At 70.3% G+C, this 14,992-nt stretch carries 12 protein-coding genes and 1 riboswitch; of the genes, 5 read left to right on the top strand and 7 right to left on the bottom strand.

The window, feature by feature from the left end; all coding sequences use genetic code 11:
- Positions 1-41: 41 nt before the first annotated feature.
- Positions 42-2,966 carry a bifunctional acetate--CoA ligase family protein/GNAT family N-acetyltransferase gene (locus OHT57_RS36685; protein WP_328751061.1) on the bottom strand — a complete coding sequence of 975 codons (2,925 nt, stop codon included), beginning with the start codon at positions 2,964-2,966 and terminating at the stop codon, positions 42-44.
- Between the two features lie 230 nt (positions 2,967-3,196).
- On the opposite strand from OHT57_RS36685, the gene OHT57_RS36680 reads away from it, so the two are divergent.
- Complete coding sequence (locus tag OHT57_RS36680) at positions 3,197-3,478, top strand: HPr family phosphocarrier protein (RefSeq protein WP_328751060.1); 282 nt, start codon at positions 3,197-3,199, stop codon at positions 3,476-3,478.
- A 138-nt stretch (positions 3,479-3,616) separates the two neighbouring features.
- Here OHT57_RS36680 and OHT57_RS36675 read toward each other — a convergent pair whose 3' ends face one another.
- The 4 genes from OHT57_RS36675 to OHT57_RS36660 form a co-directional block, all read right to left on the bottom strand.
- Entirely contained in the window at positions 3,617-4,312 is a 696-nt protein-coding gene (locus OHT57_RS36675) for a GntR family transcriptional regulator (protein WP_328751059.1), read from the bottom strand.
- A gap of 188 nt (positions 4,313-4,500) precedes the next feature.
- On the bottom strand, positions 4,501-5,253 hold the full coding sequence (locus tag OHT57_RS36670; protein WP_328751058.1) for a M23 family metallopeptidase: 753 nt from the start codon (positions 5,251-5,253) through the stop codon (positions 4,501-4,503).
- Positions 5,254-5,266: 13 nt separating this feature from the next.
- Positions 5,267-5,433, bottom strand: a riboswitch (cyclic di-AMP (ydaO/yuaA leader).
- A gap of 215 nt (positions 5,434-5,648) precedes the next feature.
- Entirely contained in the window at positions 5,649-7,037 is a 1,389-nt protein-coding gene (locus tag OHT57_RS36665; RefSeq protein ID WP_328751057.1) for a M16 family metallopeptidase, read from the bottom strand.
- On the bottom strand, positions 7,034-8,377 hold the full coding sequence (locus OHT57_RS36660; RefSeq protein WP_328753433.1) for a M16 family metallopeptidase: 1,344 nt from the start codon (positions 8,375-8,377) through the stop codon (positions 7,034-7,036). Before OHT57_RS36660 ends, OHT57_RS36665 begins: the two co-directional genes overlap by 4 nt.
- 327 nt (positions 8,378-8,704) lie before the next feature.
- On the opposite strand from OHT57_RS36660, the gene OHT57_RS36655 reads away from it, so the two are divergent.
- Entirely contained in the window at positions 8,705-11,164 is a 2,460-nt protein-coding gene (locus OHT57_RS36655; protein ID WP_328751056.1) for a DNA gyrase/topoisomerase IV subunit A, read from the top strand.
- A gap of 52 nt (positions 11,165-11,216) precedes the next feature.
- Here OHT57_RS36655 and OHT57_RS36650 read toward each other — a convergent pair whose 3' ends face one another.
- On the bottom strand, positions 11,217-12,284 hold the full coding sequence (locus OHT57_RS36650; protein WP_328751055.1) for a CobW family GTP-binding protein: 1,068 nt from the start codon (positions 12,282-12,284) through the stop codon (positions 11,217-11,219).
- Between the two features lie 350 nt (positions 12,285-12,634).
- Between OHT57_RS36650 and OHT57_RS36645 the strand changes: the two genes are divergently transcribed.
- The 3 genes from OHT57_RS36645 to OHT57_RS36635 all read left to right on the top strand — a co-directional run bounded on the left by OHT57_RS36645 (position 12,635) and on the right by OHT57_RS36635 (position 13,766).
- Positions 12,635-13,162 carry a DUF6082 family protein gene (locus OHT57_RS36645; RefSeq protein WP_328751054.1) on the top strand — a complete coding sequence of 176 codons (528 nt, stop codon included), beginning with the start codon at positions 12,635-12,637 and terminating at the stop codon, positions 13,160-13,162.
- 249 nt (positions 13,163-13,411) lie between these two features.
- Positions 13,412-13,651 carry a hypothetical protein gene (locus OHT57_RS36640; protein ID WP_328753431.1) on the top strand — a complete coding sequence of 80 codons (240 nt, stop codon included), beginning with the start codon at positions 13,412-13,414 and terminating at the stop codon, positions 13,649-13,651.
- Entirely contained in the window at positions 13,644-13,766 is a 123-nt protein-coding gene (locus tag OHT57_RS36635; protein WP_328751053.1) for a hypothetical protein, read from the top strand. The genes OHT57_RS36640 and OHT57_RS36635 overlap by 8 nt, the downstream gene beginning before the upstream one ends.
- Before the next feature lie 46 nt (positions 13,767-13,812).
- Here OHT57_RS36635 and OHT57_RS36630 read toward each other — a convergent pair whose 3' ends face one another.
- On the bottom strand, positions 13,813-14,973 hold the full coding sequence (locus tag OHT57_RS36630; protein ID WP_328751052.1) for a citrate synthase/methylcitrate synthase: 1,161 nt from the start codon (positions 14,971-14,973) through the stop codon (positions 13,813-13,815).
- Between the last annotated feature and the right edge of the window lie 19 nt (positions 14,974-14,992).

Genomic DNA, 14,992 nt, shown 5'->3' with positions numbered 1-14,992 from the left:
CTACGGTGGCGCACCGGCTGCGAGGCACCGCTCGCCGCAGCTCAGTACGCGGGGAGCGTCCGCGGGCCGAGGTCGTCGCGGGCGGGCGGCGGCGCGAGCCGTACGGAGGCGCCGAGGACGCTCAGACCGCGCTGGGCGACGACGACCGGCTCCAGGGTGACCGCGACGACCTCGGGATGGTCGTCGACCAGCCGGGACACCCGCAGCAGGAGCTCCTCCAGGGCGGGTGTGTCGACCGGCGTGGACCCGCGCCAGCCGAAGAGGAGCGGTGCGGTCCGGATCGATCGGACGAGGGTCGACGCCTCCCGGTCGGTGACCGGAATCAGCCGGTGCGCGGTGTCCCCGAGCAGCTGCGAGGCCGCCCCGGCGAGCCCGAAGGAGAGCACGGCGCCGGCGGCGGGGTCGATGACGGCCCGGATCACTGTGTCCACCCCGCGCGGCGCCATGCCCTGGACGACCGGTCGCAGTTCGTCGGGAGTCCCGAACAGCTCTCTCAGCTCGGCGTACGCCCGCCGCAGCTGCTCCTCGTCCGCGAGGTCGAGGCGTACGCCGCCGAGGTCGGCGCGGTGGCGCAGGTGCGGGGCGGTGGCCTTGAGGGCGACCGGGTAGCCGAGGGTGCGGGCGGCCTCGGCGGCGGCGTCGGGGGTGGGGGCGGGCAGGGCGCGGTGGACCTGGACGCCGTACCTGCCGAGCAGCTCGCAGGTCTCCTCTGTACCGAGGGTGAGGCCCTGCCCGCGCGTGAGCAGGCCGTCGATGAGGGTGGCCGCGCCCTTCTCGTCGATGTCCTCGTAGTCGGGCACCTTGCCGGGCTCAGTGGCCTCCCGGCGCCACTGGGCGTACTGCACGGCGTCGGCGAGGGCCCGCACTGCGCGTTCGGCGGCGGGATAGGCGGGGATGAGGCGGGGCGCGGTGGCGGACTGGAGGCCGGGGAGGTGAGCTCCGGAGGTGGCCGGGGCCCGCAGACGGTCCAGGGCGCGGAAGGGATGGTCGGCGCGGATCGCTCCGGGCGCCGGGGCGGGAGAAGGTGTCGCCTCCCCGCCGGTGTTCCTCGGCACGGCGCCGGGCATCGTCGACGGCGCTGTGCTCGCCGCGGCCGACAGGGCCTCCGCGAGCCCGCCCAGTTCGACGTGGACCACCAGCACCGGCTTGCCCGGCACCCGCTCGGCGGCCGAACGCAGTGCCTCCGCCAGCGCCGCGTCCCCGGTGGGTCCCGCGGTGCCGGAGACTCCGGCGACGCTCTCACCCACGGCCGGAATCGCCGTCACGATCACCGCGTCGCAGTCGTCGTCCGCCAACGCGCGCGCGAGTGCCGCGTGGAAGTCGTCCGGCGAGGCGGCCGTGGTCAGGTCCAGAGGATGGGCCGGCCTGAGGCCCTCCGACACGCACGCGTCGTACGTCAGCAGCCCCAGCGACTCGGAGTTGCCCAGGATCGCCACCCTGGGTCCGGTGGGCAACGGCTGGCGGGCGAGCAGCAGGCCGGTGTCCACCAGTTCGGTGATGGTGTCGACCCGGATCACTCCGGCCTGCCTGAGCAGCGCGGACACCGTGGCGTGCGGCAGCCGCGTCGCGCGGACGGCGTGGCCCTGCGGGGCGGTGCCCGAGCCCTGCACGACGACCAGGGGCTTCGCCGCCGCCGTACGCCGGGCGAGGCGGGTGAACTTACGGGGGTTGCCGATGGACTCCAGGTACATGAGGGCGACGTCGGTGTCCGGGTCGTCGTACCAGTACTGAAGGACGTCGTTGCCGGACACGTCCGCGCGGTTGCCGGAGGAGACGAAGGTGGAGACGCCGGTCACGCCGGTGACGCCGCCACCGCGCCGGTGCAGGCGGGAGAGCAGGGCGATGCCGATGGCGCCGGACTGGGCGAACAGGCCGATCCGTCCGGGGCGGGGGGTCTCGGGGGCCAGCGAGGCGTTCAGCCGGACGGCCGGGGAGGTGTTGATGATCCCGAAGGCGTTGGGACCGACGATGCGCATGCCGTACGCGCGTGCGTGCCGAACGAGTTCACGCTGGCGCTCGCGCCCCTCGGGGCCGCTCTCGGCGTACCCGGCGGAGAGCACGACGAGTCCCTGGACGCCGTGTGCCCCGCACTCGGCGACGACTTCGGGGACGTGCTCGGCGGGAACGGCGACGACCGCGAGGTCGACGGGGCCGTCGATGTCGCGCACCGAGCGGTGCGCGGGGACCCCGTCGAGGTCCTTCCAGTCCTCGGTGAACGCCTTGTTCACGGCGTACAGGCGGCCGGTGAATCCGGCCTCCCTGATGTTGCCGAGCACGCTGCGGCCCACGCCGCCGGGGGTGCGGCCGACGCCGACGACGGCGACCGACCCGGGGGTGAGCAGCCGCTGCACGGACCGCGCCTCGGCACGCTGTTCGCGCGCGTACTGCACGGCGAGCGAGCGGTCGGTGGGTTCCAGGTCGAACTCCAGGCGTACGACGCCGTCCTCGAAGCTGCGCTTCTGGGTGTACCCGGCGTCCGTGAACACCTTGATCATCTTGACGTTGGCGGGCAGCACCTCGGCGGCGAAGCGCCTGATGTCGCGCTCGCGGGCGACGGCACCGATGTGTTCGAGGAGGGCGGAGGCCACACCGCGCCCCTGGTGGGCATCCTGGACGAGGAAGGCGACCTCGGCCTCGTCGGCTGGGGCGGAGGCGGGCATGCCGCCGTCCCCGATGCGGTCGTAGCGTACGGTGGCGATGAACTCGCCGCCGACCGTGGCGGCGAGACCCACCCGGTCCACAAAGTCGTGGTGCGTGAAGCGGTGGACGTCCTTGGCGGACAGGCGAGGGTAGGGCGCGAAGAAGCGGTAGTACTTCGACTCGTCCGAGACCTGCTCGTAGAAGCTGACCAGGCGATCGGCGTCGTCGACGGTGATGGGCCTGATGCGCGCGGTGCCGCCGTCGCGCAGCACCACGTCGGCCTCCCAGTGGGCGGGGTACTCGTGCCGGTCCGACGCGCTCTGCATGGGCCCCAGAGTACGGCTCGCGTATGACAACAGCGCGAGGCAGTCTGTGGAGAACGAAGCGAGAACGTGCGAGGACCCGCGAGGACTCGCCTGTCCCCGCCAGGACGGAAGTCGGGCCGAGGCCGCGGTCCGACCGCTCACCCCGCAGGGGACGAACGAGCCCCCTCCGGAGACACTTCACGTGTGGGAAACTGGTCTAGACAACCCTGAACACCGAAGGGCAGCATCACATGGCTGAGCGCCGCGTCAACGTCGGCTGGGCCGAGGGTCTCCACGCCCGCCCCGCTTCCATCTTCGTCCGGGCCACCACGGCCGCAGGTATCCCGGTGACGATCTCCAAGGCCGACGGCAACCCTGTCAACGCGGCGTCCATGCTGGCCGTGCTCGGGCTGGGCGCCCAGGGCGGCGAGGAGATCGTCCTCGCCTCCGACGCCGAGGGCGCGGACGCGGCCCTCGACCGGCTCGCGAAACTGGTCGCCGAAGGACTCGAGGAACTTCCCGAGACCGTCTGAGTTCTTTCGGGGCACAGTGCGGTAAAACATCGCCGAAGGGCTCGTCCGAATTATCGGGCGGGCCCTTCGCATTTCCCATTTACAGGCAGCATAAATAGTCCCCCGCGAATTACCCACTCTTTGTATACGGCGCCCGTGTTAATGCCGCAGCCCCGTCACGTTTACAGGATGTTGCGAGGTCCTCACACGGTCCGGGCGATCGGCACCCGAGGCGAACCGCAGACGGTGCACCGCACCCGAGCGCTCGGCGTGCAGGGCGGTGATCGCCCGCGCCCGCTCACCGTCCCCGCGCGCCACCGCGTCCACGATCGCGCCGTGCTCCGCCCAGGACTCCACCGGGTTGGCGGGCGCTTCCACCACGTACATCCAGGCGATCTTGTGCCGCAGCTGGGTCAGCATCGAGGTCATGGCGGGGCTTCCGGAGGCCTGGGCGAGCGTCTCGTGGAACCAGCCCCCCAGGGAGCGCAGATCCTCACTGTTTCCCCGTCTGGCCCGCTCCTGGCCCAGCCGGACCAGGCCGCGCAGCACCTTCAGATGGGCCTCGGTGCGCCGCTGGGCGGCCCGGGAGGCGCTGAGCGGCTCCAGCAGCATGCGCATCTCCAGGAGGTCGGCGCCCTCCTGGTCGGTCGGTTCTGCCACGCACGCCCCCGCGTGGCGTCGCGTCACCACGAAGCCCTCGGCCTCCAGGGTGCGCAGGGCCTCCCGGACGGGGACGCGGGAGACGCCGTAGCGGCGGGCGAGCAGTTCCTCGGTGAGCCGGCTGCCGCGCTCGTAGACACCGGCGACGATGTCGTCCCGGATAGCCGTGCATACCGAGTGCGCCGGAATACGCATGTCCGACCTCCGTCTTAATCCCCGTGAAACGTCGCCGATTGACGTGTGTTCAGTGACTCTATTGCAAAGAGTGGGAATTTCCGACGGCGGACCGGAATCCATGGATATTTTTTGGACAGCGGGGCACTCTAAACGCGGAAACCCCGGCTCGAAGGAGCCGGGGCCGAAGAAGATCTCGCGGAACGTCGTCAGACACTCACGCCGTGCGAGCGCAGATAGGCGACGGGGTCGATGTCCGAGCCGTACTCGGCGGTGGTGCGGGCCTCGAAGTGCAGGTGCGGCCCGGTGACGTTGCCGGTCGCGCCGGACAGGCCGATCTGCTGGCCGGGGGTGACCGACTGACCGACCGAGACGCCGATGGACGACAGGTGGCCGTACTGGGTGTACGTGCCGTCGGCCATCCTGATCACGATCTCGTTGCCGTACGACCCGCCCCAACCGGCCTCCACGACAGTGCCGCGGCCGACCGTGTGGACGGAGGTGCCGCTCGCGGCGTGGAAGTCGACCCCGGTGTGGCTGCCGGAGGACCACAGGGAGCCGCCGGTCTTGTAGCCGGTGGAGATGTAGGAGCCGGAGATCGGGGAGACGAACCTGTTGAGGCGCTTGCGCTCGGCCTCGCGGGCGGCGCGCTCCTTGGCCTCGCGCTCCTCCTTGGCCCGAGCCTCGGCCTTCCTCTTGGCCTCGGCCGCCGCCTTCTTCTGCTCGGCGGCCTGCTGCTGGGCGGCGGCCTGGGCGTCGAGCTGCTCGGCGAGGGAGTCGCCGACGCTGACGACGGGCATGAGCCCGGTCTGCTCGACGGAGTTCTCGGCGGCGAGCGCCGGAGCGGCGATGGTGCCGATGACGCCGGTGGTGGCGAGGGCCGCGACGCCCGCCGCCCGGGCGGTGGTGCGCTTCATCCGGCTGGGACGACGGTGCTTCCCGGCGGCGCAGGTGAACGCCATGTGGTGGCTGATCCTTTCCTTCCTTCTCGCCTACCGGGTTAGCTGACGGGTTCGGAGCAGGAAGGTCTCCTACGGACCCCCTCGCAGCTTGCGAGGGCGTCCGATTCACCCCAGGGACAACGCGTGTGGGTCCCCGGCTCCCCTGGCTCGCGCCATGCGGGGACTCGGCGATGGCTGTCCGGTGCCACGGACGCGGCGCACTGCCTGACGAACAGCCGGGATGACGCTAAGCGGGCCGACTTTCAATCCCCAAACCGATCACGGTTTTTGTAGCGCATCCCACAGGCCAGACAGGCAACCTCCTGCCCAATTCGGACATCTAAGGGCCCTGGTGACGCTTCCGTCACCAGGGCCCCTGTGCGGCGGCTGCTCCGCCGGCCTCTCTGCCGTTCCTTCTACTCGGCTGACACGACCTTGACCTCGCCGATGCCGAGGGCCGCTACGGGCTCCTTGATCGCGGCCGCGTCGCCGACCAGGATCGTCACCAGCCGGTCCACGGGGAACGCGCTCACGACGGCCGCGGTGGCCTCGACGGTGCCCGTCGCGGCGAGGTGCTGGTACAGGGTCGCCTGGTAGTCGTCCGGCAGGTGCTGCTCGACCTGGTCGGCCAGGGTGCCCGCCACGGCCGCCGCCGTCTCGAACTTGAGCGGCGCCACGCCGACGAGGTTCTGTACGGCGACGTCCCGTTCGGCGTCGGTGAGGCCGCCCTCCGCGAGCGTGCGCAGCACGGTCCACAGGTCCTCGAGGGCGGGACCGGTGTTCGGGGTGTCGACCGAGCCGCTGATGGCGAGCATCGCGGCACCCGAGCCGTCCGGGGCGGACCTGAGGACCTGTCCGAACGACCGCACGCCGTAGGTGTAGCCCTTCTCCTCGCGCAGGACACGGTCCAGACGGGAGGTGAGGGTGCCACCGAGGCAGTACGTGCCGAGCACCTGGGCGGGCCACACGCGTGCGTGCCGGTCGGCGCCGATACGGCCGATCAGCAGCTGCGTCTGGACGGCGCCGGGGCGGTCCACGATGACGACGCGGCCGGTGTCGTCGGCGGTCACCGGCGGCACGGGGCGCGACTGGGCCGTGGAGCCGGTCCAGGAGCCGAGGGTGTCGCCGAGCAGTTCGTCCAGGTCGATGCCGGTGAGGTCGCCGACGACCACGGCGGTCGCGGTGGCGGGCCGCACGTGCTTCTCGTAGAACCCGCGCACCGCCGCGGAGTCGATGTTCTCGACCGTCTCCTCGGTGCCCTGGCGCGGGCGGGACATGCGCGAGTCCGCCGGGAACAGCTCCCGCGAGAGCTCCTTGGCTGCGCGGCGGGACGGGTTGGCGAGCTCGTGCGGGATCTCGTCCAGGCGGTTGTTGACGAGCCGTTCGATCTCGCTGTCCGCGAAGGCGGGCGCCCTGAGGGCGTCTGCCAGCAGACCGAGTGCCTTGGCGAGGCGGGAGACCGGCACTTCGAGGCTCAGCCGGACGCCCGGGTGGTCGGCGTGCGCGTCGAGGGTGGCGCCGCAGCGCTCCAGCTCGGCGGCGAACTCCTCGGCGGAGTGCTTGTCGGTGCCCTCCGAGAAGGCGCGCGCCATGATCGTGCCGACACCGTCGAGGCCGGCCGGTTCGGCCTCCAGAGGAGCGTCCAGGAGCACCTCGACGGCGACGACCTGCTGGCCGGGGCGGTGGCAGCGCAGAACCGTCAGGCCGTTGCCGAGCGCCCCGCGCGTGGGGGCGGGAAAGGCCCATGGCCTGGCGTCGCCCGCCTGAGGCTGGGGGTGGAACTCCATCGCGGCGAGCTCGCTCACTGGGCCGCCTCCTCGTTCTCGTCCTGGTCGGCGGGGGCTTCGGCGGTGGTGGGTTCGTACACGAGCACCGCCCGGTTGTCGGGGCGCAACTTCGCCTTGGCGACCTTCTGGACGTCCTCGGCACTCACCTCCAGGACGCGCTCCACAGCGGTGAGGGCGAGCTGCGGGTCCCCGAACAGGACGGCGTAGCGGCACAGTTCGTCGGCGCGGCCGGCGACGGTGCCGAGCCGGTCCAGCCACTCGCGCTCCAACTGGGCCTGGGCGCGCTCCATCTCCTCGGCGGTCGGGCCCTCCTCGGCGAACCGGGCGAGCTCCTCGTCGATGGCGGCCTCGATGACCGGCACCTCGACGTCACCGGAGGTCTTCACGTCGAGCCAGCCCAGGGAGGGCGCGCCCGCCAGGCGCAGCAGTCCGAAGCCGGCCGCGACGGCCGTACGGTCGCGTCGTACGAGACGGTTGTAGAGGCGGGAGGACTCGCCGCCGCCGAGGACGGTGAGCGCCAGGTCGGCCGCGTCGGCCTCGCGGGTGCCGTCGTGCGGCAGCCGGTAGGCGGCCATCAACGCGCGCGCGGGGACCTCCTCCTCGACCACCTCGCGCAGCTGCTCGCCGATGATCTCGGGGAGCGAGCCGTCACGCGGGGCGGACTTGCCGTCGTGCGAGGGGATGGAGCCGAAGTACTTCTCGACCCAGGCGAGCGTCTCCTGCGGGTCGATGTCGCCGACGACCGACAGGACGGCGTTGTTGGGGGCGTAGTACGTCCGGAAGAACGCGCGCGCGTCCTCCAGGGTGGCCGCGTCCAGGTCGGCCATCGAGCCGATCGGCGTGTGGTGGTACGGGTGGCCCTCCGGGTAGGCGAGCGCGGTCAGCTTCTCGAACGCGGTGCCGTAGGGGACGTTGTCGTAGCGCTGGCGGCGCTCGTTCTTGACGACGTCGCGCTGGTTCTCCATCGACTCGTCGTCGAGGGCGGCCAGCAGCGAGCCCATGCGGTCGGCCTCCAGCCAGAGGGCGAGCTCCAGCTGGTGGGTCGGCATGGTCTCGAAGTAGTTGGTGCGCTCGAAGCTGGTGGTGCCGTTGAGCGAGCCGCCCGCGCCCTGGACGAGCTCGAAGTGCCCGTTGCCGTGGACCTGCTTGGAGCCCTGGAACATCAGGTGCTCGAAGAGGTGAGCCAGGCCGGTACGCCCCTTGACCTCGTGGCGTGAACCGACGTCGTACCAGAGGCACACCGCCGCGACCGGGGTCAGGTGGTCCTCGGAGAGCACCACGCGCAGCCCGTTGGCCAGGCGGTGCTCGGTCGCTGTCAGGCCCCCGGTGCCTGCCTGGTCTGTGGCCGTGTGACCCATGGGCATGTACGTCCCTTCGATCGCGGTCGCGGTCCTTGAAACCGCGGTTCTGCTGCCGGTCCTGCCACTGTATGCAAGCGTGCGGACCCTCGGTGAAGTTCCCGCAGCGCGTACGCCCACAGCGGATCGCGTAGCCTGCGGGCAACCGTGAGCAGGAAGCTGTGCGGTCGCCGGACCGTGCGGCTCAGCCGGGTCCTGGCCCGGACTGTCAGTGCCGCGGTCCACAATGGTCCGCGTCAGATCCCGTTCACGTTTCAGCAAGAGTGAGCCAAAGGGCCGATGTGAGCGACCCGTAGGCGAGCGACCAGAAAAGAGGAGCCGGCAGCGATGGCCCGCCGCAGCACGAAGACCCCGCCGCCCGACGACTCGTACGAGGAGCGGATCCTCGACATCGACGTCGTGGACGAGATGAAGGGCTCGTACCTCGAGTACGCGTACTCGGTCATCTACTCCCGCGCGCTCCCCGACGCCCGTGACGGGCTCAAGCCGGTGCACCGCCGCATCGTCTACCAGATGAACGAGATGGGCCTGCGCCCCGACCGCGGCTATGTGAAGTGCGCCCGCGTGATCGGCGAGGTCATGGGCAAGCTGCACCCGCACGGCGACGCGTCGATCTACGACGCCCTGGTGCGCATGGCCCAGCCCTTCTCGATGAGCGTCCCGCTCGTCGACGGCCACGGCAACTTCGGTTCGCTGGGCAACGACGACCCGCCCGCCGCGATGCGGTACACCGAGTGCCGCGCCGCCGAGGCCGCGAGCCTGATGACGGAGTCGATCGACGAGGACACCGTCGACTTCGCGCCCAACTACGACGGCCAGGAACAGGAGCCGGGCGCGCTGCCCGCGGCCTTCCCGAACCTCCTGGTGAACGGCTCCTCGGGCATCGCGGTCGGCATGGCCACCAACATGGCGCCGCACAACCTCGCCGAGGTCATCTCGGCCGCCCGTCACCTGATCCGCTTCCCGAACGCGGATCTGGACGCCCTGATGCGGCACATCCCGGGCCCCGACCTGCCCACCGGCGGCCGGATCGTCGGCCTCTCCGGCATCCGGGACGCCTACGAGACGGGGCGCGGCACCTTCAAGATCCGCGCGACGGTCTCGGTGGACACGGTGACCGCGCGCCGCAAGGGCCTCGTCGTCACCGAACTGCCCTTCACGGTCGGTCCCGAGAAGGTGATCGCCAAGATCAAGGACCTGGTCGGCTCGAAGAAGCTCCAGGGCATCGCCGACGTCAAGGACCTGACCGACCGCGCGCACGGCCTGCGCCTGGTCATCGAGATCAAGAACGGCTTCGTGCCGGAGGCGGTCCTGGAGCAGCTTTACAAGCTGACGCCGATGGAGGAATCCTTCGGCGTCAACAACGTGGCGCTGGTCGACGGACAGCCCCTCACCCTCGGCCTCAAGGAACTCCTGGAGGTCTACCTCGACCACCGCTTCGAAGTGGTGCGCCGCCGCAGCGAGTTCCGGCGCACCAAGCGGCGCGACCGGCTGCACCTGGTCGAGGGCCTGCTCACCGCCCTGGTCGACATCGACGAGGTCATCCGCATCATCCGCTCCAGCGACAACTCCGCACAGGCCAAGGAGCGCCTGATCGAGCGGTTCTCGCTGAGCGAGATCCAGACGCAGTACATCCTGGACACGCCCTTGCGGCGGCTCACCCGGTTCGACCGCATCGAGCTGGAGTCGGAGCAGGACCGGCTCAACCTGGAGATCGCCGAGCTGACCCGGATCCTGGAGTCGGACGCCGAGCTGCGCAAGCTGGTCTCCACCGAACTGGCCGCGGTGGCCAAGAAGTTCGGCGCCGAGCGGCGTACGGTCCTGCTGGAGTCGGGGGCGAACGCTCCCGTGGCCGCGGTTCCCCTCCAGGTCGCGGACGACCCGTGCCGGGTGCTGCTGTCCTCGACGGGCCTGCTGGCCCGCACGTCGAACGGCGAGCCGTTCCCGGAGGACGCCGACGGCAGGCGTACCAAGCACGACGTGATCGTCTCGGCGGTGCAGGCCACCGCGCGGGGCGAGATCGGCGCGGTCACCTCGTCCGGCCGCCTGCTGCGGCTGAACGTGATCGACCTGCCGCAGCTCCCGGACACCGCGTCGGCCCCCAACCTCGCGGGCGGTGCCCCGCTGTCGGAGTTCCTCTCCCTGGAGGACGGCGAGACGCTGGTCTGTCTGATGACGCTGGACGAGTCCTCTCCGGGTCTGGCGCTCGGCACCGAACAGGGTGTCGTCAAGCGCGTGGTCCCCGACTATCCGTCCAACAAGGACGAGTTGGAGGTCATCACGCTCAAGGACGGTGACCGGATCGTCGGCGCGATCGAACTGCGTACCGGCGAGGAGGACCTCGTCTTCATCACGGACGACGCGCAATTGCTGCGTTATCAGGCCTCGCAGGTCCGTCCGCAGGGCCGTCCGGCGGGCGGCATGGCGGGCATCAAGCTCGTCGAGGGCGCGAAGGTCATCTCCTTCACCGCGGTGGATCCGGCGGTCGACGCCGTCGTCTTCACGGTCGCGGGCTCACGCGGCACGCTCGACGACTCCGTCCAGACGACGGCCAAGCTGACCCCGTTCGACCAGTATCCGCGCAAGGGCCGCGCGACGGGCGGCGTCCGCTGCCAGCGTTTCCTCAAGGGCGAGGACTGCCTGTCCCTGGCCTGGGCCGGCGCCGTTCCCGCGCACGCGGCACAGAAGAACGGCACCCCTGCCGAGCTTCCCGAGATGGACCCGCGCCGCGACGGCTCGGGCGTGTCGCTGGCGAAGACGGTGTCGGTGGTGGCGGGACCGGTATAGGGACGGTCCGGGCCGGTCCTGGTACGGGCCCGGTCCAGGCCGGTGGCCGGGTCTAGGCCGGTTCCTCCGGGTCCCCTTCGGTGCCCGGTACATAGCGCAGGACGCCCCACATACCGGCCTCGTCGGTGTGTGGGGCGTTCTCGTCCGCCCTGCACGCCTCCAGTTCCACGCCGAGTGCGGGGACGTCGATGCCGGAGCCGATGAGGACGAGCTGGGTGAGGCGGGCTTCACCGGGCGCCCAGGCCTCCGGGTGGAAGCGCAGAAACCGCCCGACGGCATGTACGGCGTACCGGTTGCGGACGTCGTACGGCCCGAAGTCGACGTACCCCTTGATCCGGTAGAGCCCCTCTGGCCTGCTGTCGAGGAACCGCATCAACCGGCGGGGGTCGAGGGGGACATCGGAGGTGAAGGAGAGGGTGTCGTAGCCGGAGTGCAGATGCCCGGCGTGATCGTCGCCGTGGGCGTGATCGTGCAGGTCGTCGAAGGAGAGCTGTCCGATCCGCTCCTCGCCGGGACGGCAGTCGAAGAGGAACTCGGGGTCGATGCGGCCGTAGGTGGCCGGGACGACGGCAGCGTGGTCGACAAGTCGATGAACCAGACCGAGGATGTGCTCGGCCTCGGGCGCCCGGTCGAGTTTGTTGACCACTACGAGGTCGGCGAGGGCGAGATGTCGGTCGAGTTCGGGGTGCCGGGTGCGGGTGTCGTCGAACTCGGCGGCGTCGACGACCTCGACGAGGCCGCCGTAGACGATGCCGGGCAGCTCGCTGGCGAGCACCATGCGCACGAGTTCCTGCGGCTCGGCGAGTCCGCTGGCCTCGATGACGATGACGTCGATGCCGGCGCCGGGATGGGCGAGCTTGTCGAGGTAGCCGTCGAGTTCGCTGACGTCGACGGCACAGCACAGGCAGCCGTTCCCGAGCGAGACGGTGGAGTCACCGAGCGCTCCGGCGACGGCCATGGCGTCGATCTCGATGGCACCGAAGTCGTTGACGACGGCTCCGATACGGCTGCCGCCGCTGTGGTGGAGCAGATGATTGAGGAGGGTCGTCTTGCCGGAACCCAGGAATCCGGCAAGGACGACGACCGGGATCTGCCGGGGGCTCCCGCTCGGCTGACTCAACGTGCGACCTCTTTCACGCTGCTGCGTGCACCGGATCGCGATCCCGGCGCACATACGCGGTTTGAATGCCGGACCAGGATACGAGCCGGAACAATCGCTACGAAGTGAACGATTGTTAGCAGCACTTGCGGGGCAGACGTTGGGGAAGGCGCCGGTTCGTGCGACCCTCACTTCCCTCCGTGCGCCTCCTCTCCGCCTCCCCCGCCGATCAGAGCCGCTCGGCACCCTGGGAGAGGGCAAGCGCCGCCCACCGCTCGCCGGTCCCCATCAGTCGACCCGCACCCCGACGACCGGCGGAACGGCGGCCTGAACCGGGGGTTGACATGGCCACACGGAGTTCTTGGACACGAGTGCTGAGCACGGCAGTCGCAGTCGGCGTCGGCGCGTTGGCAGGCGCAGTCGCCTCCGTCACCGTGCAGCACCGCACGATGCAGACCCTCCACGCACGCCTGGACCAGCTGGAACTGGCCTCCCGTTCCCACCAGCACTCCGACCTGGCCAGTCAGCAACGCCAGCACTGGGAACTGCTCAGCAAGGCCATAGACGATCCCGAGCTCGCCGAGGTCCTGGATCTCTACGAGACGCCGGTTTCCCCCAAACAGCGCCGCCAGTACCTGTTCGCCAACGCGTTGTACACGAACCTGCTCTTCTACTACCGCATCGGCAACCTGTCCAAGGAGGAGTTCTTCAAGCACGTCCGCGGTATCTTCCAGAACCCGATCGTCAGGGAGTACTGGTACGCCACCCAGCAGCAGCGCGCGAGCCTTGCGGACACCGACGAGGCGGGACTGGGAAAGCTGGTCGACGATCTGCTCCGGCAGTTGGAGGACGCGGACACCGAGGAGTGGTGGGTGGTCGGCGAGCCGCCCGGCGCGTAGCAGAACGCTCGAGCCGCCGCCTGTGGAAATCACACCCCCGGCCCATAACGAACAGGTCAAGTATCCCGTTGTCCCAGGCGCCGCTGAGGTTGACTCAGCCGCCGGGGTTGACTCACACGTGATCGCGTACGGCAGCCCCGCACCACCGTCGCCCACGTCGCCAGATGACGCGTGCACCCCACAGGGCCGCCTCGCCTCGCAGCCGTCGTGCGCTTGCTCATCACTCGTGAGATCAAAGGGAAACCAACAGTGAGTCAGATCATTCGCCGCCTCGGCGCATCGCCACGCGAACGAGGCAGCACGTCCGGCGCGACGTGTCCGGACATCTTCGAGTTGGCCGACGGGAACTTCGCAGTCATCGGCACGGACGTCACTGACTCTCTGGACTCCCACTTGCCCGCGGACGCCGGTAGGGCCGACTACGAGCGCATCGTCGTCATCACACGCGAGACGCTGGTACGCGCCAAAGCCGACATTCCCGATGCTTGAAACAACCGCACTCGCCGCAGCCGTCGGTGGCGTTCTGAGCGGCATCGCAGCGGTCGCCATGGCAGTGCTGGTGTTCCGCGCGCAATCGCACACCCCCTGGGACCCGGCCGAGTGAGGCCTTGAGCGGAGCCCGGCCCGGCATGGATGCCGGGCTCCGCCGATCAGGCCGGCACCGCCACCGGCGCCCCCGGCCCCACATACCGCGCCACCGGCCGGATGATCTTCGAGTCCGCCGCCTGTTCCAGGATGTTGGCGCTCCATCCCACCGCCCGGGCCGCCGCGAACGTAGGGGTGAACATCTCCCGCGGCAATCCGCACAGTTCCATGACCACGCCCGCGTAGAACTCGACGTTGGTGTGGAGTTCGCGCCCCGGCTTCAGATCGGCCAGGATCGCCTCGACATGGCGTTCGACCTCGACGGCGAAGTCCACGCGGGGGCCGCCGAATCGCTGGGCGACTTCTCGGAGCATCCGGGAACGCGGGTCCTCCGTGCGGTAGATCGCGTGACCGAAGCCCATGATCCGCTCGCCGGCGAGCACACGCTCACGGATCCAGGGGTCGATACGGTCGGGCGTGCCGATCGCGTCAAGGGTGTCCAGCGCCCGACTGGGCGCCCCGCCGTGCAACGGCCCGGACAGCGCACCCACGGCTCCCACGAGGCACGCCGCCACATCAGCCCCCGTCGACGCAATGACCCTCGCCGTGAAGGTTGATGCATTGAAGCCATGATCAATGGTTGAGATCAAGTATTGCTCGACCGCCCGGGCCCGCTGCGGCTCCGGCTCCGAACCCGTCACCATGTACAGGTAGTTCGCCGCGTACGAAAGGTCCTCGCGCGGCTCCACCGGGTCAAGCCCCTTGCCCAGCCGGTGCAACGCGGTGAGCAGCGTCGGCACGGCCGCAGCCGCCACGAGCGTGTCCCGCAGTCGCTGGTCCGGGTCGATGTCGTACACCGGCCGGAACCCCTTGGCGGCACCCAGCAGCGACAACGCGGTGCGCATGCCTGCCAGCGGGCCCGACCGCCCGCTCGCCGCAGCGATCGCGGGCAGCGCCGCCCGCACCTCGTCCGGCAACCTCCGCAGCGCCACGGTCTCGGCACGGAAAGCGACAGCCTGGTCGGCGTCCGGCAACTCACCGTGGACCAGGAGATGCCAGACGTCCTCGAAGCCGCGAATCTGCGCGAGCTCGACGGCCGAGTACTGACGGTAGTGATAGAACCCCTCCCGCCCCCGGACGTCCCCGACTTCGGTGTCGGTGACGACGACTCCGGCGAGCCCCCGCGGTACGTCGACGAGCGTGGTTGCGGACCTGTTGACCGACATGATTCCTCCCTGGACTTGA

This window comes from Streptomyces sp. NBC_00285 (assembly GCF_036174265.1).
GTDB lineage: Bacteria > Actinomycetota > Actinomycetes > Streptomycetales > Streptomycetaceae > Streptomyces.
Note: the sequence above shows the minus strand (reverse complement) of the source record. Positions and strands in the feature narration are given on the sequence as shown.

Bases quoted from the DNA above. Each gene is read 5' to 3' on its own strand.
- OHT57_RS36685 (WP_328751061.1), bottom strand. From the start codon at position 2,966: ATGCAGAGCGCGTCGGACCGGCACGAGTACCCCGCCCACTGGGAGGCC.
- OHT57_RS36680 (WP_328751060.1), top strand. From the start codon at position 3,197: ATGGCTGAGCGCCGCGTCAACGTCGGCTGGGCCGAGGGTCTCCACGCC.
- OHT57_RS36675 (WP_328751059.1), bottom strand. From the start codon at position 4,312: ATGCGTATTCCGGCGCACTCGGTATGCACGGCTATCCGGGACGACATC.
- OHT57_RS36670 (WP_328751058.1), bottom strand. From the start codon at position 5,253: ATGGCGTTCACCTGCGCCGCCGGGAAGCACCGTCGTCCCAGCCGGATG.
- OHT57_RS36660 (WP_328753433.1), bottom strand. From the start codon at position 8,377: ATGGGTCACACGGCCACAGACCAGGCAGGCACCGGGGGCCTGACAGCG.
- OHT57_RS36655 (WP_328751056.1), top strand. From the start codon at position 8,705: ATGGCCCGCCGCAGCACGAAGACCCCGCCGCCCGACGACTCGTACGAG.
- OHT57_RS36635 (WP_328751053.1), top strand. From the start codon at position 13,644: ATGCTTGAAACAACCGCACTCGCCGCAGCCGTCGGTGGCGTTCTGAGC.
- OHT57_RS36630 (WP_328751052.1), bottom strand. From the start codon at position 14,973: ATGTCGGTCAACAGGTCCGCAACCACGCTCGTCGACGTACCGCGGGGG.